This is a genomic window from Alkalihalobacillus sp. AL-G, assembly GCF_030643805.1.
Taxonomy (GTDB): domain Bacteria; phylum Bacillota; class Bacilli; order Bacillales; family Fictibacillaceae; genus Pseudalkalibacillus.
Genome location: NZ_CP094656.1, coordinates 534,514 through 558,296, shown reverse-complemented (window position 1 = coordinate 558,296; position 23,783 = coordinate 534,514). Strand labels below are relative to the sequence as shown.

24 protein-coding genes are annotated in these 23,783 nt (G+C 40.5%); 2 read left to right on the top strand and 22 right to left on the bottom strand.

Annotation, left to right across the window (positions count from 1 at the left end; genetic code table 11):
• Positions 1-120: 120 nt before the first annotated feature.
• From MOJ78_RS02785 to MOJ78_RS02765, 5 genes are all read right to left on the bottom strand, one after another.
• Positions 121-603, bottom strand: a complete 483-nt coding sequence (locus MOJ78_RS02785; RefSeq protein ID WP_304979710.1) for a YjdJ family protein — start codon at positions 601-603, stop codon at positions 121-123.
• Between the two features lie 42 nt (positions 604-645).
• Positions 646-1,893, bottom strand: a complete 1,248-nt coding sequence (locus MOJ78_RS02780; protein ID WP_304979709.1) for an MFS transporter — start codon at positions 1,891-1,893, stop codon at positions 646-648.
• A gap of 160 nt (positions 1,894-2,053) precedes the next feature.
• Complete coding sequence (locus MOJ78_RS02775) at positions 2,054-2,887, bottom strand: alpha/beta fold hydrolase (protein ID WP_304979708.1); 834 nt, start codon at positions 2,885-2,887, stop codon at positions 2,054-2,056.
• A gap of 74 nt (positions 2,888-2,961) precedes the next feature.
• Positions 2,962-3,159 carry a hypothetical protein gene (locus MOJ78_RS02770; protein ID WP_304979707.1) on the bottom strand — a complete coding sequence of 66 codons (198 nt, stop codon included), beginning with the start codon at positions 3,157-3,159 and terminating at the stop codon, positions 2,962-2,964.
• A gap of 164 nt (positions 3,160-3,323) precedes the next feature.
• Positions 3,324-3,626 carry a DUF5634 family protein gene (locus MOJ78_RS02765; RefSeq protein WP_304979706.1) on the bottom strand — a complete coding sequence of 101 codons (303 nt, stop codon included), beginning with the start codon at positions 3,624-3,626 and terminating at the stop codon, positions 3,324-3,326.
• A 122-nt stretch (positions 3,627-3,748) separates the two neighbouring features.
• Here MOJ78_RS02765 and MOJ78_RS02760 point away from each other — a divergent pair, with 122 nt between their 5' ends.
• Complete coding sequence (locus MOJ78_RS02760) at positions 3,749-3,943, top strand: YfhD family protein (RefSeq protein WP_304979704.1); 195 nt, start codon at positions 3,749-3,751, stop codon at positions 3,941-3,943.
• 752 nt (positions 3,944-4,695) lie between these two features.
• Here the strand turns inward: MOJ78_RS02760 and MOJ78_RS02755 are convergent.
• From MOJ78_RS02755 to MOJ78_RS02675, 17 genes are all read right to left on the bottom strand, one after another.
• Positions 4,696-4,839: a hypothetical protein gene (locus MOJ78_RS02755; RefSeq protein ID WP_304979703.1), complete on the bottom strand. Its 144-nt coding sequence runs from the start codon at positions 4,837-4,839 to the stop codon at positions 4,696-4,698.
• Between the two features lie 209 nt (positions 4,840-5,048).
• Positions 5,049-7,343 (bottom strand): ATP-dependent DNA helicase, encoded by a 2,295-nt coding sequence (locus tag MOJ78_RS02750; protein ID WP_304979702.1) that lies wholly within the window; start codon positions 7,341-7,343, stop codon positions 5,049-5,051.
• Positions 7,344-7,375: 32 nt separating this feature from the next.
• Positions 7,376-8,107: a hypothetical protein gene (locus tag MOJ78_RS02745; RefSeq protein ID WP_304979701.1), complete on the bottom strand. Its 732-nt coding sequence runs from the start codon at positions 8,105-8,107 to the stop codon at positions 7,376-7,378.
• 149 nt (positions 8,108-8,256) lie between these two features.
• Positions 8,257-8,448 carry a hypothetical protein gene (locus tag MOJ78_RS02740; protein WP_304979700.1) on the bottom strand — a complete coding sequence of 64 codons (192 nt, stop codon included), beginning with the start codon at positions 8,446-8,448 and terminating at the stop codon, positions 8,257-8,259.
• 204 nt (positions 8,449-8,652) lie between these two features.
• Positions 8,653-9,108 (bottom strand): hypothetical protein, encoded by a 456-nt coding sequence (locus MOJ78_RS02735; protein WP_304979699.1) that lies wholly within the window; start codon positions 9,106-9,108, stop codon positions 8,653-8,655.
• A 405-nt stretch (positions 9,109-9,513) separates the two neighbouring features.
• Positions 9,514-11,508 carry a glycoside hydrolase family 183 protein gene (locus tag MOJ78_RS02730; RefSeq protein ID WP_304979698.1) on the bottom strand — a complete coding sequence of 665 codons (1,995 nt, stop codon included), beginning with the start codon at positions 11,506-11,508 and terminating at the stop codon, positions 9,514-9,516.
• 83 nt (positions 11,509-11,591) lie between these two features.
• On the bottom strand, positions 11,592-13,052 hold the full coding sequence (gucD, locus tag MOJ78_RS02725) for an alpha-ketoglutaric semialdehyde dehydrogenase GucD (RefSeq protein WP_304979697.1): 1,461 nt from the start codon (positions 13,050-13,052) through the stop codon (positions 11,592-11,594).
• A gap of 46 nt (positions 13,053-13,098) precedes the next feature.
• Positions 13,099-14,247 carry a UxaA family hydrolase gene (locus MOJ78_RS02720; protein ID WP_304981165.1) on the bottom strand — a complete coding sequence of 383 codons (1,149 nt, stop codon included), beginning with the start codon at positions 14,245-14,247 and terminating at the stop codon, positions 13,099-13,101.
• Positions 14,237-14,560: a UxaA family hydrolase gene (locus MOJ78_RS02715; protein ID WP_304979696.1), complete on the bottom strand. Its 324-nt coding sequence runs from the start codon at positions 14,558-14,560 to the stop codon at positions 14,237-14,239. Before MOJ78_RS02715 ends, MOJ78_RS02720 begins: the two co-directional genes overlap by 11 nt.
• Positions 14,561-14,584: 24 nt before the next feature.
• A complete protein-coding gene (locus MOJ78_RS02710; protein WP_304979695.1) occupies positions 14,585-15,493 on the bottom strand; it encodes a fumarylacetoacetate hydrolase family protein in 909 nt (302 codons plus the stop codon).
• 196 nt (positions 15,494-15,689) lie between these two features.
• The gene (locus tag MOJ78_RS02705) at positions 15,690-16,949 is read right to left on the bottom strand and encodes an ABC transporter substrate-binding protein (RefSeq protein WP_304979694.1); all 1,260 of its coding nucleotides are present in this window, start codon (positions 16,947-16,949) and stop codon (positions 15,690-15,692) included.
• Positions 16,950-17,009: 60 nt separating this feature from the next.
• The gene (locus tag MOJ78_RS02700; protein ID WP_304979693.1) at positions 17,010-18,107 is read right to left on the bottom strand and encodes a glycoside hydrolase family 172 protein; all 1,098 of its coding nucleotides are present in this window, start codon (positions 18,105-18,107) and stop codon (positions 17,010-17,012) included.
• Positions 18,108-18,218: 111 nt separating this feature from the next.
• A complete protein-coding gene (locus MOJ78_RS02695; RefSeq protein ID WP_304979691.1) occupies positions 18,219-19,025 on the bottom strand; it encodes a carbohydrate ABC transporter permease in 807 nt (268 codons plus the stop codon).
• A gap of 12 nt (positions 19,026-19,037) precedes the next feature.
• On the bottom strand, positions 19,038-19,925 hold the full coding sequence (locus MOJ78_RS02690) for a carbohydrate ABC transporter permease (protein WP_304979690.1): 888 nt from the start codon (positions 19,923-19,925) through the stop codon (positions 19,038-19,040).
• A 48-nt stretch (positions 19,926-19,973) separates the two neighbouring features.
• Complete coding sequence (gene rbsK, locus MOJ78_RS02685) at positions 19,974-20,909, bottom strand: ribokinase (RefSeq protein ID WP_304979689.1); 936 nt, start codon at positions 20,907-20,909, stop codon at positions 19,974-19,976.
• A gap of 16 nt (positions 20,910-20,925) precedes the next feature.
• Positions 20,926-21,525, bottom strand: coding sequence for a KpsF/GutQ family sugar-phosphate isomerase (locus MOJ78_RS02680; RefSeq protein WP_304979688.1), 600 nt, complete (start codon positions 21,523-21,525; stop codon positions 20,926-20,928).
• 15 nt (positions 21,526-21,540) lie between these two features.
• Complete coding sequence (locus MOJ78_RS02675; protein WP_304979687.1) at positions 21,541-22,557, bottom strand: LacI family DNA-binding transcriptional regulator; 1,017 nt, start codon at positions 22,555-22,557, stop codon at positions 21,541-21,543.
• 523 nt (positions 22,558-23,080) lie between these two features.
• On the opposite strand from MOJ78_RS02675, the gene MOJ78_RS02670 reads away from it, so the two are divergent.
• Entirely contained in the window at positions 23,081-23,749 is a 669-nt protein-coding gene (locus tag MOJ78_RS02670; protein ID WP_304979686.1) for a response regulator transcription factor, read from the top strand.
• Positions 23,750-23,783 lie beyond the last annotated feature (34 nt).

The window sequence follows — 23,783 nt, the reverse complement described above, 5'->3', positions numbered from 1 at the left end:
ATTAAGTCTAAATAGAATTACAACCTATTTTTACATTAGTTGATTAAATGCAAAATCCCTTGACTCGACTTGAATCAAGGGATTATTTTTACTCCAATTGAATTTTTCTAGTTACTTTACTTAAAAAGTCTTAAGTTTTAGCCGGTTTACAAAACGGGTGTAAAGCATAAAGGCTGTAAACATACATAAAACCCCTGTGACCATTAATATGCCCAAAAGAATGCCTCCGCCTTTAGTCGGTGTATCTGAAATTAAAAGGCCGAAGAATAATAACAAGCCTCCCAGTACAGCTAAAAATGACCCAAGCTTTTTCCGATTTCTTTTTAACAGAATGTAGCCAGTAAGCACCGTCAAATATAAGATGCTGATGACCATCAGAACAGGAAATAAAGGCTCGAATTTTGCAGCATATATAAAGAAATCAACCTGTGTAATATCACTGTCTTTTGTAATTTCACCGTTCAACAGTTGGGATACTGGAGTTGAGTGTTTCCATTCCCAAGGGTTATCCAGTAGTGCACTGCCCTCATACCAAGCGGCACCAGTTGAAAATAAAAGAAGCATCAGCGCTAACCCAAACTGAACTAAATTTTTAAATGACATCTCAACACCTCTTTTTCTGGTTTTTTCGACCCTGAGGACATTTCACCTGCTGATTTCTTTACTTATACCCTTACCTTGGTTCCCAAAGAATCGATTATCAAAAAATATTCGCTTTGTAACCCAAAAAACACCGAGACAAAATAACAATGCCCCCGTAACCCAATACAGCACTGACATATTGAACATATCACTTAACATATAGCCAAAGCTTGGTCCAATGGCGGCACCGATATCCACCACTACTGTGTAAGTCGTTATTATCGCCACTTTATAAGAATTGGATGCAACGTCAGTGGCAAGTGAGTCTGTCAAGGTTATCATCATCGTCGAGGTGAGTTGTAGGCAAAGCAGTACGATAACCCATATGAAGAAAGGTAAGTCGAAAGGAAGGATGACAAACCCTGCTGCTCCAAGGAAAAGAGCTAAAATTAAAAATGGTGTTCTTCCAACGCCTTTATCCGATAGTTTCCCAAATCGCGGAGCAAGGAATGGATCCCAAATGAAACGGATCGCTTGGATAATTCCTGCAATTGTTGCAGAACCTACAATGATTCCAAACAAACTCAGGGATTCATATTTGTCATTAATCATATGGCTTAAGGTTGACATGAGGACTCCGAAAAACACCATGGACATGATCATTCCGGTAATCATAACCGGGATCATACCCCTTTGCTTCCATACTTGCTTGAAAAAACCAAGATTAGATTTGACCTCTTTTTCATTTACAGAAGCCGCAGGAACATAACTAACAACGAATGGAACGCTGAGAAGTGCCGCAAAAGCAAAAATGAACGCTACCCATTGAACACCGATCAAATCGGCAAGAGTACCGCCTGCCAGCATGCCCACTAAAGCTCCTAACCCAAATAATCCGTTATATTTTCCGATCAAAAAACCCCGATTTTGCTCATCTGCGACATCCAGTATAGTCAAAAATCCACCCAAGCGTAGGAACGCCCATGAAATGCCCCATAAACAGCGCATTAAAAACAATACCCAAAAACCATCAAGATATCCGTAAGAAAATGTTGTGATTATAGCAAGAATAACGGCAATAAGCATGCCCGTCCTTTTGCTTATTCGCTGATAAAGCCAACCAACAACTGGATTAAAGGGTAACCTTACAAAGCGATTGACCGAAAGCAATACGCCGACTTGCCAGAGAGAGGTTAACCCGAAACTTTTCCAATAGACTGGGAGTACAATATACATCATCGCATCACCGAGCATACAAACAGCTGTGATCAATGCAATGACAGTGACTGATTTTTCAGCTTCCGTTTTCATGTTCACCCTCCGACTCCCGAACCGTAATGTTAAAGTATAACTGAAAAATCCGCATATTTACTTTCTCGAAAATCCGTGACTTATTTGCTCCTACCATCTTCTACTATCCTCTTTACAATTCCTTCAATAAGACGTCCTCTTGATGAAAGGCCCCTCACCGTTAAATAGACCAGCTTTTTCTAATTTCCTCAACGACCACTTGTGGATTATCCCAATGCAACATGTGGGTAGTATCGGGGATTAATTTTACTAATCCATTTGTTTTCTCTTTGAAAATTTTCGCTGTTTTGTTCCTATACTCATCCATCCGTTCTGGCAATGTTGCCCTCAATAAGAGAATGGTTGATGGCAAGCTTTCAAAAATATCCTCAATGTCATGTTTGTGCATTGCTTTAATGATATTACCCGCTGTTACACCTCTCGCGTGCCAGTAGTATTTACTATCTTTTTTCAGAACAAGATCCTCTGCATAAATCTCTGTGTAAGGTGACAGCTTGCGAAAGTCACCGTTTACAATTTCCAAAAATTCAGTCCACGTATCTACATTTTCCTCAAAGTCTTTATGGTAATAGGCTACTTCTTCCTCCATCGTTTGTTCTTGATGCCGTTTACTCTGGTACCCTCCATCAATAAGGATGGAGCCTTTAACTCTTTCCGGATATTTCGCCAAATAAAACAAAGACACAAAGCTACCCCATGAATGCGATAAAAAGTAGAATTGATGTATTTCAAGTTGATCAAAAAGTTCATTCAACCACATCACCAAACGGGGCATTTCATAGTCTTCAGCGGTTTCGAGCGGAAGCGTTTTACCATGACCAGGTGCATCAATCGAGATCAATCTGTACTCATCCTTCAGATGTTCTGCAATTTCTATAAAGCTCAAACTAGTACTGCCTAAACCATGTAAACAAAAGATCACAGGTTTATTTTTATTTCCCCACTCAGTAATATGTACATCCAATTCGCCGTTGTTGATAAAATAACGCTTCATTAAATTCCCATCCCTCCTATCAATTTCTCTGATCTTTAATTTTCCTTTAGCAATTCAATGATTTGATCGTTGATTCAGCTATTTTCTTTTGCTTGAGCTTTTTGATGCATTAAGATCAATTGAAAGAATATCCCGCTCAATAGTGCAACTACCATTCCTAACATTGCTGCATACCCGGAAAATACCTCGTTTCCTTCAAGCATACTGCAAATTCCTATTCCTCCAATTCCACCAGCGATCATTAATAAGAACCAAATTAAAAATATTACCATTTTCATCCTCCCCATTAACAAATTCAATTTAAATTAAATTTTACCATAAACTTACATGGTTTCTGTTAAACTATTTGTCTTTCGAAATTGATTATCATTTGTCAAAAATCAAAAACACCATCCTTCATTAGAATGGTGCTGCCTTCATTTTTAATCCCGTTCCCTTATTGAGTTTCTATATATTTAAAAACATCATCAAGCGAATCATAGCCGTTTGTTTCATTATTTTCGATTTGGACCGTCCAGTTTTGCTCTTGTATTCCTATTTCACCTTGGTCGTTTTTCTTATAAGGAAGATTCACCATGTACACTTTTTCATCCTTTTTCACCACATAGCCCATATAATAAGAATCTTCAGGTCCTTCTTCCTCATAAATTTCAATTTCATCAAGATCATGTTCATTCAATAACTCTTCAAAATGCTGTTGCAGTTCATTTCGGATCGCATCCACTGGGTAGTAATTCATGATTTCTCCTCCTATCTCTAAAATTAGGATGCATCATTGGAGAAGTTTTAATCACATATCCGAATAATTTTATTAAGCTGATCCATATTAAAAAAAAGCATTAGTATGAAAGGAGATTCTTTATGGGACGAGGACATAAGCATACACACCCTGCAAACGACAAGAATTCAAAAAAATTACCGCAGACACCTAGAAAAGACATTGTCCAAAATAATGATGATGTTGAGCTTGCCAAAGAATTAACTTCACATTATGAATTAAAAGCAAAGCCTGGATTTCCTCCAACAGAAGTGGAACGGAAGGATAAGCAAAAATAATTATTAGTGTAAACTTGAACTGTATTTAGCATCATCCTGTCCTAGTAAATCTACCATGAGGAGGTTTTATCGTTTTTTTACACTCAACTGTCCGTATAAACCTTCTATGTGGACAGTTCCATCATTTTTTCACGCTCAACTGTCCGTATAAACCTTCTATGTAGACAATTCCATCGTTTTTTCACGCTCAACTGTCCAATAAAACCTTCCATGTGGACAGTTCCATCATTTTTTCACGCTCAACTGTCCGTATAAACCTTCTATGTAGACAATTCCATCGTTTTTTCACGCTCAAATGTCCAATAAAACCTTCTATGTGGACAGTTCCATCATTTTTTCACGCTCAACTGTCCAATAAAACCTTCCATGTGGACAGTTCCATCGTTTTTTCATGCTCAACTGTCCGTATAAACCTTCTATGGGGACAGTTCCATCGTTTTTTCACGCTCAACTGTCCGCATGAACCTTCTATGGGGACAGTTCTATCGTTTTTTCAAGCTCAACTGTCCAATAAAACCTTCCATGTGGACAGTTCCATCGTTTTTTCACGCTCAACTGTCCGCATAAACCTTCTATTGGAACAGTTTTATCAATTTTTCACGGTCAATTGTCCTCATAAATAAGGATCGATGTGTTTTGGATCATTTCCTCATAAATGAAAAGCTGCAGGTTTCTTACAGCCTTCATAGGCACGAATGCAAAACAAAAACGCCGGTACATTCACCAGCGTCAGTGTCTAACGAGTACTTCCTCTATTGATTTGTCTCTGTTTTCTTTCCGCTCTCTTTGATCTTGTCTGAGTAGTTTTTCGCTAGTCGAAGTGATTTGACGATCACCTTCTGAACGTCAATCCCTTTTTTCCGCAAGTTCTGGATATGAATGTCAGTCATTGTCATAACGAATCAAACTCTCCAATCCTTATAAGAATCAATTTCTCAAACTACCGATCGTTCAAACTATTATTAGTATGTACCCTACTTTAACCCATTTAAACGTTAAAATTATATCTAATCCTATTTTATCGCAAAATGATCTGAAGCACGATGCCCAATCCAAATTTCCAACGATTTTACTAGTTAACTGCAATGGCTTTTTTCATACTTGATCAATGAATGACCCTGAAATGACTCCACTCCTCAGGCAACAGCTTCTGATACTTCCCTGTTAAAAAACGATCGTCAATGAGGACAATGGTCCCACGATCTTGCTCTGTCCGAATCAAACGGCCACCTGCCTGCAGCACCTTATTGACCCCAGGATACACATACGCATAATCGTACCCATTTTTCCCAGCATCCGTAAAATAACCCTTAATAATGTCCCGCTCAAAGCTCAACTGAGGCAACCCGACTCCAACGACAACAACCCCGTTCAGGCGATCCCCTTTTAAATCGACACCCTCTGAAAAAATACCGCCCATCACGGCGAATCCGATAAGCGATTTCGATTTACCTTCAACAAACTCGGCAAGAAATTCCTCACGCTCAACCTCGCTCATCAGAACGTCCTGCAGCAATACCTCCACATCCAGATCCTCGTCCATAAATTGGTCATACACCCTTCTCATATATGTATACGACGGGAAAAAGAACAAGTAATTGCCGGGCCGCTCCTCTAACAAATCCGAAAACGTCTTCACAATCGCACCAACCGAATGCTCCCGGTCCCGATACCGTGTCGACAAAGGCTGGATGAACACCTCTGCATTTTCCCGAGCAAACGGAGACGGAATCGAAAAAGCATAATCCTCCTCCAAATCTGCCCCGAGCATATCCTTAAAATACGAAATCGGCCAAAGTGTAGCCGAAAAATAAACCTTAGACCGGTAGCCCTTCCCCATCTGCTGCAGCAAATAAGAAGGTTCTAGACAAAACAGCCGTACCCGAACCTCACTTCGCTCACGTTCGACATACGCCACAAACCGCTCATCGAATAAATCCGCAATCCGAACAAACCCCTGTGCAGCAAAATACGCCTCAAGCAACAACTCCTGCGCATCGCTCTCCTGCTGCAGCAACAGCTCTTTTTCCGCCTCCTCAATAAACGCTGCAAGCAACTCCACCAACTCTACGGGAAATTCATCCAACACCCACGAATCCTGCTCATCACCCGACTTTTTCACCGCCAAAAGCTGAGCATTAATCGCCTTCGCAGCTCGGAACACACCCTCATTTTCACCCTTAAATGCCCGCTGCACCTGTAAAAACACAGACTTAAAAAGCTCCGCTGAAAACATTTCGCGAGCCCTATCAACCAAGTTATGTGCCTCATCGACAAGCAACACCGACTTCCGCTTCTGCTCCTCCAACAACCGCTTCAACGAAACCCGCGGATCGAACACGTAGTTGTAATCGCCAATCACCGCATCCGCCGTATACGCAACATCAAGCGAAAATTCGAACGGACAAAGCCTGTGTTTCCGAGCATACGCCTCAATCGTCTTCCGGTCCATCACCGTTTCCGACGCCAAAATATCGAGAATCCCCGCGTTCACCCGATCATAATAGCCGTCCGCAAACTCACAATACTCCTTCTGACAAATCGTCTTCTCCTTAAAGCAAATCTTATCCTTCGCCGTAATCGTCACCGAATTTAAATGAAGACCCTGTTCTTTTAAAAGTGAGAGCGTGTCTTCCGCCGCCGTGCGGGTAATCGTTTTCGCCGTCAAGTAAAAGAAGCGCTGAACCAAACCCTCGCCAATCGCTTTTACAGTAGGAAAGATCGTTGAAATCGTTTTCCCTGTCCCTGTCGGTGCATTCGCAAACAGACTCACCTTGTCGTCAATCGTTTTATAGACCGCGCCAGCAAACTTCCGCTGACCGGAACGATACGCATCAAACGGAAAATCAAGCTGCTTGATGCTCATATCACGCTTCTCGCGATTCTCCTTCAATACCCTCGCATAAGGCGAGAATTTTTCAATAATATCAAGCACAAACTGCTCCAGCTCATCAAACGAACAACTCTGCTGGAACTTCATTTGTTCCCCCGACTCCACCTGTACGTAAGTAAGCTGAACATCAATCTTCTTGAGGTCGTGCTCTTTCGCATACATGTACCCATAACATTTCGCCTGTGCCCAGTGAACAGGATGGGAATCCACGTTGATCTCGTCCAATTTTCCCTTAGTAGACTTGATCTCATCGATTTTATATCCATTATCCGTTATAAGAAGCCCGTCACATCTTCCTTCTATTAAAAAACGGAGTGACTCCGATTCGATTTCGGTCTTTAACAGGACCTCCTTTTGGTCCTCTTCACCATACGTTTTTTGCACGTTCTGATGCACTTTCGTACCTTCTGTCAACGAGCTTGATGTCCGAAACCGGTTGTCAATGCTGCCACTTCGGTACACATATTCGACAAGAGGCCGGACAGAAATTTTCACTTCACTAACCATGCAATCACCTGAATCACCGACATTTGTTATCCCTAGTTTAGCACGTACTTACGAATCTTTCGTTGTAATTCATCCTTATGTTGAAAGAATTGCTTAACTCGATGTCCATTTGCCCCAGATGGATGCGGAAAGCCGAACAAACACTGGTTTTCTTGAATCCATCCTTTTTCAATAAACACCCTTAAAGCCGCTTCCACCGCTTTTCCCAATGGGATGATGAGCGGGGCATCCAACGGCTTAATATCTGTTTCATACGTATGGTCAACATACCTCATCAACAGCTTGCTGCCCGTGATTCGAGGTGTATGTCCTGTATAATTCTTACCCTTTACAAAAACAGGGTACTTAACGAGTGAAACTGTATGTAAGAGCTCATCCTTTTCCCCAAACAAATCTGCCGCACAATCGATACCGAAGAATTCAGCCAAACCTAACCAATCGAGCATCTCGAGCAGGTTCGTTCGCAAACTCCCCGCAAACCGGCACTCCCGTTTCACCTCTTTTATCAGATCATCATAAGGTGTTTGGGTTTGCGTCAACTGCTTCGCCAATCGGATCGAGCGTTCCATCTGAAACCAGCCTGGCGTAATCCCAACAATCAAAATCCGAGCGTCCAAATTGACATACTCATTATGAGCAGCAAAATAAATTTCAATGTCCCCTTCTTCTTCAATCAAGAATGGGTCGATGAAAAGATCTTGTTTCTCGTATTTTTGCTTGTCTGGTAAGCCTTCAATTATGGTTAAAAATGCGTGTACGTTCATGAGATACCTCAAGTTAATTTTTTCCGAGACTAATATGTACAAGTGTACAATACAAAATGATCCTTGTATTACATTTTACTTCTAACCGAAAGTTCCTAAACGTAAAAAAGATACTAGTATTGTGGGATACTAGTATCTGCACATACTATTTAAGCTTCATCAACTTCATCACATAGCAGGTCTTCACCAGCTTCAGCTACAGATTTTGCATCACCAGCTTTGGCTACGGCTCTTGCTTGTCCGTTTCCAGTTGCTGCGGCCGCTGCTGCAGTAGTTTCTTCATCGTTATTGTTGTTGGTACCTACTCCAGCTACTTGATTGTTGTTTCTACGATAACCCATAATATCCACCTCCTTCACTAAGTTAAAAAACTCTTTTTTTACCACTTTGCTTGTACAACTATATTGATATCAGGCTTAGGGGTTTGTCATGATGAGACTTTATGAAAGGAGATTTAGATGGAATAAACACTGTCCTAAATTCAGCTTGTACATACACACAAACACCGTCATAAAATAGGGATCTAAAATGCACTACCTATTCTTTTACAATGGTGGTGGTGGAGTAAGTCTTCTAATGGCTAAAGGTCCTTCATCATTCGCAAATACCGATGGGCTACGAATTGAATTATTTCTATTTCTGGAACTTGCCGCTGCTGCTGCAGCTGCTGAGCTTCCATTGCTTCCGTTAGTGTCTACACCGCCGACATCCCCGTTATCATTGGATTCATTTCTGGATGCTGCTGCTGCCGCTGTAGCTGCTGAATCTCCTGATGCTGCCGCTGCCGCCGCTGATGCTGAATCTCCTGATGCCGCCGCCGCTGCCGCTGCTGCTGACCCATCCCCCGCTGCCGCCGCCGCTGCTGCCGCTGAACCATCACCTGATGCTGCCGCTGCCGCCGCAGCTGCTGAATCCCCGGCTGCCGCCGCTGCCGCTGCAGCTGAATTTCCATTTCTGATTGATACGGTTGTTTCCCCTGCTACCCGTTGTCTATTTCCCATCTACTAACACCTCCTTTATATCGGAGTACTATTAGTATATTGATAAAAACTCTTTTAGCAACGGCATATATACTAGATTAATAGGCTTTTAAGGTGGACAAGTATGGAATTATTTTTAAAAAGGAAAAGTTGATGAAAAAGCCCGCAATAGGAACAAGAATAAAATTTGGTTCGTACAATAAGAGCATCGCCTGCTTGCATCGCTCTTTCTGCATTTCACAGACATCATTCTGCCCCATCCCTTTTTGCTAGACAAAAATGTTTAGGATTTCACATCACGTATATGACAAAAGTCGGTGTGAGGATGACTATAGTCCGCTTTCATTTTTCGACGAACTCAAACTTGCATTAAGATAAAAAAGAACACTAACCTTTTATAAAACTTAGGCTAGTGCTCGTCTCGCTTTATTCTGTATCTGATACAGTCAACTCGTTCGATAGAACCTCAATGGCATCTTCATTTGCGAGAAATTCTTTAAGTGAATTTACAGCGAATACTTTAATTTCATACTTTTTCAAGTCATCCTCTAAATTAAAATAGGCGGTCATATCTTCTGAATCCTGGATGTCCTTTGTTAAAGCAACGAAATCGATCGCCTTATCATTTTTCCACAATTGAAAAATAACGGTTTCTTTCCCCTCATGGTCTCTGGTATCCAGCGTACGTCCAACGGTTGCGTTGACAAGAATCCCTTCTGACTTAGAGAATTCTGCATTTCCGATTGTAAAAGGCCTGGTATTTGGAGACTCTTTATCATCAGCATAATATACCGATAATTCTCCAATCGAAGTAAACGTTACAGCTCCTCCTGGTGCTCCGATAATACGCACTCCATCTCCCCAATTATCATCGAACGTGAATGTATACGTTTTATTCGGGCCTGCTGTATTGTTATAAGGATACTCAGGCGTTACCGATAGATTCGTAACATCGATCCAATTATGGTTTTGTCGAACCTGGACCTTCAGCCCTTCACTAAACCAGCCTCCATCTGGAAACATCTTGCCAGTTGTATAATTGACTTTATTCATGTTGTACTTCTTTTTCCAAGTATAGCCCCACCAATCCTTCGTCTTCCTTTCATTATTCCAGCTGTCTTCGGATTCAAGCCTTATTCCATTATTGAAGTAATCGATATTTCCGTAGTGGGCAACTTTATTGATGGGTGTAGTCCCTTCTCCAGTTATGGCTAGATTGGAATAATTATCTTTTGTGTTGGTTGGTGTCGAAGGAACTTTTGGTTCAACTACGAGCTTTCTTAATGAGAAGTTATAGTTGGTTATGCCTCCCATGAATGTGTTCGACTGAACGAACATCGTTTTACCATCCGAGCTGATGAACTTAGAAGGAATTGTCGTAGCATATCCGCCATTTTTCGTATCTGTCCAAGGATATCCCCCATAATCTTTTGACAAGAAGAGCTTCCATGGACCCCATGGTGTAGGTGCCTCGTAAAATTCAAATGTATATTCGGTCCATGATGTATAAATATACCGATCCAAAGGTTCATTGTACACGATACTTCCTTGGGACAAGACCGTCATGTTTTTGGGGTCATTAGTGAAAAAGGTGTCTTGGTAGACTCTTCGGTCATCTTGTAGAACGGGCTGCCGGTCTTCAATATTACTTGACCATTGAGGGGTGGCGTCAGCATCTTTGCCCGTAAAAAATTCCCATTTCGATCGATCCTGGATACTTGATTTATGTACCCTCGCTAGATAAAGTTTCGTCGGGTCTTGGACGCGATCGTTAAACGAGTCTCTCCAATTATTATCCAATCCATAGGCATATACATAGTCATCTGTTGCATTTTCATTGTTCTTTCCATAGTCCAGGAACATGATTGTCGTAAACGTATAATCATCGAACATCGGTTTACTTTTATCCCACGTCCACGTTTTACCCTTATCGGTTGATTTTAGAATCGTTGCTGACGGAACATCGTTGAAATCTTTGTTCAAGTCTTGGACAGCTAAATACAAATGACCATCGACACATACCATTCCCGTTGGCTTTCGATTATAATGCTGTGGATCGCTCCAAATTTGACCCACTTCATCACTATGGGCGATTGTAGTTCCTGTGAGATTTGGCGGAGTTCCGCTGATTTCGTTTACCGCGATATCAGCGAATGGTCCGTCTAAACTAAAACCCCTTCCGTCCCCATTTGCTGCATACAGATTACCGTCACCGGCCCAGCAGGATGCCCATAAATCACCATCACTAGCGGTATTATAGGAATCTGCTTCTTCAATATAGGCTGTTGAAAAAAACGTGCTTTTTTCAGGTGTCTCAGCTTTTACTAGATTCGTAGAGGGATTAAGACTTGCACACATAGCTAATACGAGAATCACGGAAAGTCCGACGGGAATCAATTTCTTAAAACTAATTATTGACATTCAAACCTCTCCTTTTATATTGGAATCCAATAATTGAATAAAATTTGAATGTAGATCTGAGGTGTCAAGAATAGTCCTTTTAATTATGATTTTACAAAAACTGTCTTTAGTGTTGTGAAAAACTCTTTAGCGGCTTGTCCTTGTTCTCTGGAATGAGAACTAGATGCCTTCATACCACCAAATGGAGCTTGAAGCTCAACCCCAGCTGTTTCTGCATTTACCCGTACCAGCCCTGCATCGATCTCCTCAATGAAATCCATCATATTTCCAATGTTTGTAGTATATATCGATGCACTTAAACCAAATTTCACATCATTAGCAAGTTCAAAAGCTTCTTCTAATGTCTCAGCCTTAATGAGCGCTAATACTGGCCCGAAAATTTCTTCCTGACCGATGGCCATTTTTGAATCGACTTTTTCAAAAACAGTCGGCTCTACAAAATAACCATTCCCTAGGCCTTCGGGTCTTTTTCCACCATATAAAAGCGTTGCACCTTCTTCTTTTCCCTTTTCAATATAGGAAAGCACCGTTTTTAATTGGGACTCACTGACACATGGCCCCATCCATGTTCCTTCGGTTAATCCATCTCCAACAGATAACTTTTCTATTTCATTTATAAGTTTTTCTTTAAATTGTTCGTATACTTCTGCAAGAACGATAACGCGACTTGTTGCAGTGCATTTTTGTCCAGTTGAACGTAATCCTCCACTGATTGTTCCTTCTACCGCGAGATCTAAATTCGCATCATCCGCAACGATAACAGGGTTTTTCCCACCCATTTCAAGCTGGTATTTGGCCCCCCTCGCCAATGCTCCTTCTGCTACCCTTTGGCCAGTATTATTCGAACCGGTAAAAGTCAATCCTTTTACATCTGGGTGATCAATGAGACGTTGCCCAACTACTGATCCTTTTCCATTTACCAAGTTCACGACACCGTTAGGCAAACCGGCCTCATTAAAACACTCAATAATTTTTGTCGTTGTCACAGCTGTTTCTTGTGCTGGCTTAATGACAACCGTATTCCCATAAATGAGGGCAGGAGCCATTTTCCAAATTGGAATAGCCACCGGGAAGTTCCACGGGGTAATGACACCGACTACTCCTAACGGAACGCGGGTCGTATACATAAGTGCTTCCTGATCTGTCGATGGAATGACATCGCCAACACTACGCATCCCTTCTCCAGCAAAATAACGAAGGATTGCTACTCCTCTAGCGGTTTCTCCCTTTGATTCTGGTAGTGTCTTCCCCATTTCTCTTGTCATCGTTTCAGCAATATCATCTAAATTCTTTTCAATGGCATTCGCCACTTGATATAAGTAATCACCACGTTGTGCCCCTGCTAATTTTCTCCAAGCTTTGCTGGCGGCCTTCGCAGCTTCCACCGCACTATTCACATCTTGTTCGGATGATAAGTGATAGGCTCCAATCCCTTCACTTGGATTAGCCGGATTATAACTATTTTCTACTTGGTTGGTTTCACCACTGGTCCATGTGCCATTTATATAATTGTCGTACGTCTTTACAGTTGTCTCGACAGTCATTTACACTCAGTCCTTTCTTTTGGCGAAAATTTATATAAAAAGTCCTTTAAAACGTCGGTCCAATTCGCCAAATTCCAAAGTCGTGTTGCTTTAAAATTTCAGATTTTGTCTTTTTTCCTAAGCATGTTAACTTGATCTCATTTAATATCCGTTGCCCTACCTCGTTGACGGTTTCTGTTCCTTCCACGATAGAACCGGCATTTAAATCAATATTTTCTGACATCCGTTCAAACAACGTTGTATTCGTTGAAATCTTCAATACTGGCGCAATAGGAGAACCGGTTGGAGTACCACGGCCACTCGTAAACAACACAACTTGAGCCCCTCCGGCTACCATCCCGGTTAATTGTTCAATATCATGACCCGGGGTATCCATCCAAACTAGCCCCTTTTTGTTTGGAACTTCTGCGTAATTCACCAATTCCTGAAGAGGGCGGCTTCCCGCTTTTGTTGCAGCGCCAAGTGACTTTTCTTCTAATGTTGTGAGTCCACCTTTCACATTCCCAGGACTGGGGTTTCCTGTTCGAATATCTACTCCCATTTGAATTGCTCGGTTTTCCATCGCATTGATAACTTCATAAACTCTCTTGGATACCTGGTCATCCACCGCTCGTTCGGCAAGTAAATGCTCCGCGCCGATCAATTCAGTAGTCTCGGCCAATACCGCAGTACCTCCACGATCGACAATCATATCGCTCACTGCACCAACAGCTGGATTAGCCGATAATCCTGAGCATGCATCTGACCCACCACATTCCGTTCCGACGATTAGTTCATTAAATTCAAATGGGACTTTCATTTGCATGGAAGCATCCTGCACCATTTTAGCGGCCACTTTTGCACCTTCCGCAATGGCGGTTAATGTTCCGCCATGATCCTGGATTGAAACGACTTCAACCGGTTTTCCGCACTCCCGTATATCATCTGCCACACTTCTTGCTTGATGAGTTTCGCATCCGAGACCTAATACAACAACCCCATATACGTTTGGATTTTTACCCATACCGGCATATGTACGAAAGGTTTGTTCATAATCGACCCCTACTTGCGCACAACCATGTTGGTGAATAAATGTAACCACTCCATCAACTAACTCTGTAATACGTTGCGCTGCCTGTGTCGCACAAGTGATAGTCGGTAATATGAGCACATGATTACGAATGCCGATTTTTCCATCCGGACGTCTATATCCCATGAGTTGCATTGTGTTCTCTTCCAACTTTATCCCCCCGTCCTCTTTTTCCTTCTACGTTATGAATATGAACGTGTTCGCCTGCCTGAATTTCAGAAGATGCTACCCCGATCACTTCTCCATACTTCCTGACATCTTGTTCTTTTTGGATCGTTACCACTGCAAACTTATGCCCAAAATCAATATCGTCTTGTAATACCACCGAAAACGTTTTGTCCTGACAGGTTACCTGTAGAACGGTATCTTTTTTAATTGGAGTTAAAGCAACCGCTACGTTATCAATTGGCTTCATCATTAAGGTTTGTCGTTTTGCCAAATCCGGCGCCTCCTCTCGTTGATTTTAAACACGTTGCGATCCAATACTCTGTGTAACCTGACTCAAGACTGGATTACTCAATACACCGATTCCTGGTATTTCAATTTCAATATAATCCCCCTCCAGGAGTGTAAAATCATTTGGAGGGACGATGCACGTTCCAGTCAACAAAATGGTGCCAGGAAACACAACATTCTCTTTTACGAGATACGAGGTTAACTCCTCCAGCCTTCTTTTCAACTGACCGACACTCGCGGAACCTTCAAAAACGTTTTGTTCATTTCTAAAAATACGGCAAGTGATCTGGAAGTCGTAAGGATCTTTTACCGTTTCCACCAAACGAATGGCTGGACCGATTACACAAGAGTGCCTCCATATTTTTGCCTGCGGGAGATAAAGAGGATTCTCTCCTTCAATATCGCGGCAGCTCATATCATTCCCAGCGGTAAACCCTAGAATATTGCCTTCCGAGTCCAAAACCAACCCCAATTCAGGTTCAGGAATCTGCCACTCGGAATCACTTCGCAAATAGACTGGATCACCGGGTCCAATCGTCCGATCAGCTGTGGACTTAAAAAAGAGCTCAGGGCGATCAGCTGTATAAACTTTGTCATAGAAGCTTTTAGCATCATCCTCTCCATTAGTAGATTCATAGTTTCTAGCTTCCTTGCTTTTTTCGTATGTGACTCCTGAAGCCCATACTTCTGGAGCTTCAACCGGAACAAGCACCTTCAGCTTTTCAGGAGAATCAGAAAGAGGCAATGATTGTTCTATAACTTGTTCAACTAATGTAACAGGCTGAACCTTCTTTTCTTCTGCAGCTCGAACTAGTTCCAAAAAGTCATGGTACGGTAAGTCATATACACGGTTTTCAACAGTAATAGCCGCGAGAACTTTTTTTTCCGATGAATTTAAATATCTAATGATTCTCATTAAAACTCCCCTCTCTATGACCAATTTAACTTAACCATGTGCGCCTTCCATATTCCGACAAATATCGGGGAGTGACAGGCACCTTTTGAAAAGAGGTTGACTCAAAAGCAAAGTGTCAGGCACCCCAGTTATGGAGGTAGCCAGACACTTATGAGTCAGCCTCTCAGTGTTATAACTAGGAATTAAATTAACTTTGCTAATTTCCTAGAGATTCATTTATTTTTTCATGTGCTTTTTTGGCAGCATCTTCACCGCTCACATCTCCAAACATGACCTCTTGCAGTGCAGTTCCGATAATGTCAACTGTTTTGGCATTAAAACTCGGTTCAGGAATAGCTGTCTCGTAAATCTCATCTGTAAATACCTTTTGAAGGCCGCTATTATATGTTTCTTGCCCTGCTTCAATTACTGATTTTCTAGGTGAATATGCAAATTTAACATCCGTACACCATTCTAGAGCGTGTGATGTATCTTCATCACCAAAAGCCCACATAACGAATTTTGCCGCTTCCTCTACATGCTCACTTTTTGAATTGACTGCAAACTTATAACCACCTGCTGCTGTTGCTTGTTTTCCACCCTCCGGAATTGGAATCGGTGCTACTCCTACATTAACATCCGGGAATTCTCTTTCTAATGCGGGAACATCCCATGTACCTACAATTTGCATTGCAGCTGTTTCTTCACCAACATGTCCTATCTCCCAAGGACCTCGCTGTAATTTTGCAGGTGATGAACCTTCTTGGAAGAAGCTCCCCCAATAATCCAATGCTTTTACAACTTCTGGTGAATCAAAGTTAGAGGCCGTTTTATCTTCAGTTAGCACACTGCCTCCCTGTTGCCATAAGAACGGATACCATATGAAATTCAAGTAAGTCGCTTTATCAGTCGGTAAAATCAACCCAGCAACTTCATCCGTTGTTAATTTTTCCGCGGCAGATGAAAGCTCATCCCACGTTTTCGGTACCTCGACACCGGCATCAGCCAGCATATCTTTGTTATAGAAAAGTGCGAGTAATTCTAGTTCATACGGGAGCGCTAACACTTTATCTTCATAAGTAACAGCTTCTATTGAGGCGGGAAGAAAATCTTCTTTCACACCTTCCGGAAAATAAGGGTTAAGGTCTGCCAGGATCCCAGCATCTGCAAATTTCAAAAAGTCCCCTGGATTGACCATAAAGATGTCTGGTCCCTCCCCATTGGCAAAAGCAACCGGTAACTTTGTTGTACCATAATCACTTTGGTTGAACGATTTGAATTCGATTTTCACATTATCTTGTGAGGCGTTATATTCTTTTACTAGATCTGCAAAGAAATCTTTTTGTGATTCGGAATGGAAATCCCAAAAACTAAGTGTAACTACATCCTCTGAACTTGTTTTACTACTACTGCAACCTGCCTGGAAAATCATGATTAATGCCAAACTACACGCAAAGAATACTTTCCAACGTTTCATTAGACTTCCCCCTACTAATAGTTTTTTAAATTACAAGTAACCATGCTTGTTGAACATCCCCTAATAATCGAAGCACTTCTTCTTATCTTCCTCATTAAAAGGTAAAACGTCTGGTAAAGGCAGACGATCCCTTACAGGTAAAATGTCCGGCTGAGCAGTATGTGGTTCTGTTTGGTACCAGTATGCAGTACTTGAATAATCATCACTTCGGTGATTATTGTGACCATGTTCAATAGTCACTTTTATTGATTTATCAAATGTAATTGGATCTTGAATATGATATCTGTAAGCAGAAATCTTACCTGACCAGTTCGGTCCTCCCCCTAAAATAATTCCATGATAAGGAGTAGAAACTTCCTGTTGCGGACACCAAGCTGTATTAAAGTAATCTTCCATTCCTGTCCCATGCAAGGTCGGCGGCCATTTCTCTCCATCAATGAAAATCATATCGTCGCCTTCCCCGTACCAATTCCACTCTTGTGTGAATCTAAGATTGTGAATATTCAGGTTGCAACCAACATAATGACCCTTTCCATTCGTTTCTAAAATGGTGTAGTTTTCTTCTCCAGAAGTATTTTTTCCATCAAATGAAAAGAGTGTGTTTGAAATATTATCCTCAATTCCTTTCGTCACCTCCCTCTTCCAAAAAGCATGGAATCGTAAAGAGCTATCAATTGGTTGATCGTAAAGTTCATAATCGATATAGAAATAAAATTTGATAGGCTCATCAGCTTCACTCTCAATTTCTATACGAGCGTTATTTGAAAACGGCATTGGAAAATAGCAATTTAATGCCCGACCATCTTCTGGACTCATTGCTAAGGGGGCAGATGAGTAATTTTTTGTTATGCCGTGACCCATTCCAAAGAAATCCCCAATTGGTGCTTGTACGCTTGGATTTTCTTCATCATCCCAATACATTCTTATTACAACTTTTCTATGAAGATATTCTTCTGAATTATCGGTCAGAGGGGCCATCGTCATCCAAATATGAGTAATACACCCAGACCCCGAGATATTAGAGATCGTTTGTTTTTCGCCAGGCTTGAAGACAAAATAGTCCTTATTTCCACCAGTTTTATCATAGCTTGAATCTCTTTTTCTCTTACTGTCTCTTTCTCTGTATAAGTCTCTAAGCGAAGTTCCTAAAAAAGTCATGAAGCTTTCTCCCTTCAAATTTAAGTCAATTTGATCTAATGGTGACGCCGAACGTACAATTGTGCCCGCTGAGCATGCATTTGTTCACCGACTGCGCAAAGGTAGATTCGTCTACTTGATTCCAGTCATTTTGATACCTTCGACAAGATGCTTTTGCATAAAGAAGAACAGTAAGAACGTTGGAATCGCTCCAAGTAAAGCAGCTGCCAGGACGATACTCCACGGCGTTTCATATCCTCCACCTACAATGTTTGCTAAAGCGACTTGTACGACCATTAAATCTTCATCTTGAGTAATGATTAAAGGCCATAAGTAGTTATTCCAGTTAAACGTAAAGAAACCAATGGTCAACGGAACGATAATCGATTTAGATAAAGGCAGTACGAGGCGAAAGAAAGTCCCAGCGATCGATAACCCTTCCATATAAGCTGCTTCTTCAAGTTCTTTCGGAAACTCACGGTAAAATTGCCGGAAAAGAAAGATACCATATGCGTTAAAAATCATCGGGATGATCAATCCAGCATAAGAGTTACTCATTCCTAACGTTTTCGTAACCATATAAAGAGGGATCATGATGATTGTAAAAGGGATCATCAACGTACTAATCATCCAAGCAAATATTTGTTTTTTCCACGGGAAATTGAGACGAGCTAACGCGTAACCTGACATTGAATGAAAAAGTAATGCAACAACTGTCACTACCGTTGAAACAATGAACGAATTCCATATGGCATGAAGTATGTTAGTCTCAAAGACTGCTTTAAAGTTATCTAATGTTAAAGTTGATAGATTTACACTTGTACTAAAAACGTCTTGTGGTTGTTTAAAAGAACTAATCACGAGAAAATAAATTGGGGCAATCATCAAGATCCCAATAATAAAGATCATAGTAACTAATAGGAGATTCGGTTTTTTCACTTTCTCCCCCCCTTAATCCTGTTTAGAATAAATCTTGAGTTGAACGAGTGATAGAGAAAAAATAATTAAGAACAAGACAACCGCTAAAGCAGAGGCATATCCCATATCAAGGAATTCAAATGCCTGTTGGTAAATATACAAAACACTCACTTCGGTCGAATTAGCAGGGCCTCCCTTGGTCATGACCATTATCTGGTCGAAAACCTGAAAGGATCCGATTGTTGTAACAATTAAAATAAAAATGCTCGTTTCTCGAATCAATGGGAAGGTAATATGCAAGAATGACTGCCACCCTTTTGCCCCATCAATACGTGCCGCTTCGTAATAGTCATTTGGTATTTCTTTAATTGCAGCGAGGAAAATCATCATGTTATAACCTAAGTTGATCCATAAGATAACCACAATAATCGAAATCAATGCTTCATCTGTTGACCCTAGAAACTTTTGTCCCGGAAGACCGACTAGTTCCAAAAATTGATTGATCACACCATTTCGAGGGTTATATAAGAACATCCAGATTACTGCGGATATAACCGAAGTGATCGCATAAGGCAACAGGAACATCGTTCGGGCAAATCCTTCTACTTTTCCTCTTAGAGAGCTAATCGCTACTGCAAAAAACAGTGATAAACCATATAATGCTGGAACATAAATAATCGTAAAAATGAATGTTCGATAAACCGATTTCCACCAGGCTTTATCTTCTGCAAGTCTAAAATAGTTATCAAAACCTATAAAAACTTTTGGTGATAACGCATTCCAATCATGAAGACTGACATAAAATGCGTAAACCATAGGTACAAAAATAAAGACCGTCAATCCAATTAAATTTGGAAGTAAAAACCCATATGCGGTTAACGATTCTCTTGTCATGCGTTGTTTAAAACCCTTTTTCTTCATGGACACTCCTCCCCGTCATTTTCGAGGGTTGATAAACTTATTTTTTGATTAATTAACCTTATTACTTGCTTCAAATTTTTTAATAAACTCTTGTACTTCGTTTAGATAAGGAACGGATGGTATCGCCCCTTCCTTTGTGACTGTTAACGCGCCAACTGCATTCGCAAAATGGATCGCGTCTTTTAAAGATTTACCACTTGCAACTCCAATTGCTAGTCCCCCATTGAACGCATCTCCAGCTGCAACCGTATCTTTAATATCAACAGGGTATCCAGGAACGTGATAGGATCCAAGTTGATTGACAATAAGCGCTCCCTTATCTGCCATTGTGATTACAACGTTTTCAACACCTTTACTTAATAAAACATTTCCTGCTTCTTTTACATCTTCTATTGAATTAATTTTTATTCCAGTAAGAAGTTCTGCCTCGGTTTCATTTGGTGTTAGGTAAGTGACTTTTTCGAATAAATGATCCTCTAACTTTCTTCCAGGTGCTGGATTAAGAATGACTGGAACTCCATACTGCTTGGCACAGGATATAGCTTCCTCTGTTACCGATATATCCATTTCAAGTTGAACCAATAAAATATCTGCTTTTTCAATAAGACTCTCAACATTCACAAGATCAGTCGGTCGGTAATTCAAATTTGCACTCGGAACAATCACAATCCGGTTGTTACCATCTTCCTCAACGGTGACCAAGCCAATGCCAGTGGAACTAGTATTATCTCGTAAAATGAATTTTGTATTGATTTGGTTGATTTGTAATTCTTCCAAAATATCATCACCAAAACTATCATTCCCCAGCATGCCAACCATCGTTACGTCGCCCCCAAGCCTAGCAGCTGAGACAGCCTGGTTAGCACCTTTTCCACCTGGATATCTTGAAAAGTGTGTTCCGATAATTGTTTCCCCTTTTTGAGGCGCACGAGGTGTTCTTACCACCAAATCCATCATAAAACTACCAATAACTAGTATGTTCACAAGATCTACATCCTTCTTAAGACTTTTTTGGTTTTGATAATTGCTGACCTAAACTTCCACCGGGGTGCGATAAATGGAAATCTTCTTTACTGAAATTCTTACTAGTAGACAGTGCAATTGCTAGAGCATCCCCAATAACAAGAGTAATAGTGGAACTAGTTGTAGGTGCTAACCCGAGAAGATCTGCCTCATGATCATATTGATAGGTAAGAGCAACATCACAAGCTTGAGCGAGCGTGGAATCGGGTTTTGATGTAATCGCAATACATTTACTGCCGATTTTGTTGAGAGATGGTATAAGATTAAGTACTTCCTTAGTTTCTCCGCTATTTGAAATAAGAATGACGACATCTGATTTAGTAATCATACCCAAATCTCCATGAACCCCTTCTGTACTGTGTACAAAGAACGCCGGAGTACCTGTACTTGCAAGAGAGGCTGCAATTTTCTTACCTACATGGCCTGATTTTCCTACACCTGAAACTACAACTTTACCCTGGCATGTTGAAATCAGATTGAAAGCATCTTCATAACTTTGATTAATTTGCCCTAATAGAGCTTGGATCGCCGATGCTTCCTCTTCAATGACCCTCTTTAAATGCAGCAAAGTATCCATCTTTTCCTCCCTTTATCAGTTACTGAATTTGGTTTGTTCGTTAAAATTAATGGTAGGTTTGAAGACTTCATGGATCGGTCCTTGAATAGAGTTAATCAATCGATCAATCAGTATTTCCCCTGTCCGGACACCCATTTCATACGGTATTTGGTTCGTATACGTAATACCTTGTGATTTTAGTAATTTTGCTGCCTCCACTTCACCATACGAAGCAACAACGATATCCTCAGGAATTTCGTATCCTTTGCTAATCAATTGGAGAAGAACTCCAAAAGTCATCGTGTTATTAAAAGAAAGAATCGCAGTTGGCTTAGAAGCCAGTTGTAAGAATCGATCCACCGCTTCCTTACCATCAGATTCGATAAATCCACCGTTAAAAATCAGTTTAGGGTCTTCTGTGATCCCTTTTTCTTGAATCGCTTTTTGGTATCCACGATAACGCTCAATACCAGTACTGACTGTTAAGGATCCGTTAACTACTCCGATCCGAGTATGTCCTAAGTCCAATAAATGTTTTGTCAACTCATATGCGGCTTCGATATTGTCTTCTATAACTAGATCTAAATCATGTTCTTTCCCATTTATTTTTCTATCGATTAATACGATCGGAATACCGCTTTTTTTAATCTTTTCAATAATTTCTTCATTTCCACCTGAGGTTGCCAAAACGATTGCATCGACTCTCTTTTCAAATAAAACTTGTAACATTTCACTTTCTTTTTTTGAATGTTCATTTCCACTTCCAAAGATTAGGTTATAGCCATATTGATGAATCGTATCTTCAATCCCTTTTGAAATTTGCATAAAATACGAGTTGGTGATATCCGGAATGACAACACCGATTGTATTGGTTTTCTCATTTTTCAAGCTTCTTGCGACTGCATTTGGTAAATAATTAAGCCTCATAGCAGTCGAAAGCACTTTTTCTCTAATTTCTTCACTTGCATATCCTGTATTGTTTAAAACTCTTGATACTGTAGCTATTGAAACGCCTGTTTCTTTGGCAATATCTTTAATCGTTATACTCGCCAATTTATGTCTCCTTTCTTGTGTAAACGTTTACACATATCATAAAAAAATTTAAATGCCATTTTGTGTAAACGTTTACACACTCGAGTAAAAAAATGTTCGCTGGTTTTTATTTTTCATATGTAAACGTTTACATATACGCTTGACCACATAATAATATATAATTTTTATAATTGCAAGACTATTTGAAATATTTTTTTATAAATCTATTATTTATCTTTGTCGGGTATAACCTAATTTTTCAAAACAAACTTTCCCCACTACTACTAAAATTGCAATTCCTGAGCAAAGCCATCACAACTTGACAACCTAAAACCCGGCAGGAGACGGACTATAGTTCGCTTTCATTTTTCGATATCCTGCAATCCTTGAAAACCAACATATTTCCCGATTTTTTTCCCTATTCAATCAAAAAATAAGTCACAAGTCCGTAAAATTTGTAAAATAATGTTTGAATTTTCTATCATTATACATCATTCTTAAATATAACAAGGGTTAGTAGTAATGAATTTTGGGAGATGATTCCATGGAAACACATTCGATCTTTATCGCTGAGGACCAAACACTGATGAAGGAAGGTTTGCAGATTGTCATTGATTTAGAAGAGGATATGGAAGTCGTCGGGACTGCCGAAAATGGAATAGAGGCATTAGAAAAAATTGCCCAGCTTAAACCTGAAGTTATCGTCATGGACATCAAAATGCCGAAAATGGATGGGATTGAATGTACGAAAATGATTAAAATGCATATGCCTGATACGATCGTATTACTGTTAACCACCTTTGCTGATGAACAATACATTATTGAAGGACTAGCTTATGGTGCAAATGGTTTTCTGTTAAAAGGCATGAATTACGATAAATTAATTGAAGCAATCCGTGATGCACTCAAAGGACAACTCATTATTCAAAGTGAAATTGCTTCCAAGCTCGCGAATAAATTGCTCCAGCTTTCCTCCCAAGCACAATTCGATGTGAAAAAGAAAACGCTCAAGGAAAAAGGTATTGTCCTGACCGATCGCGAGCTGGAAATCACCTACCTGCTTTACCAGGGAATGAACAACAAAGACATCGCAAAGTCACTTTATATCAGCAACGGAACGGTTAAAAATTACATAACGGAGATCTACCGAAAAATTGATGTCCATAACAGGACAGAAGCAATTGCCAAAATCAAAAACATCCTTACTTCATAAGGTTCAGTCATAAGAATGCTAGATGGATTAAGGG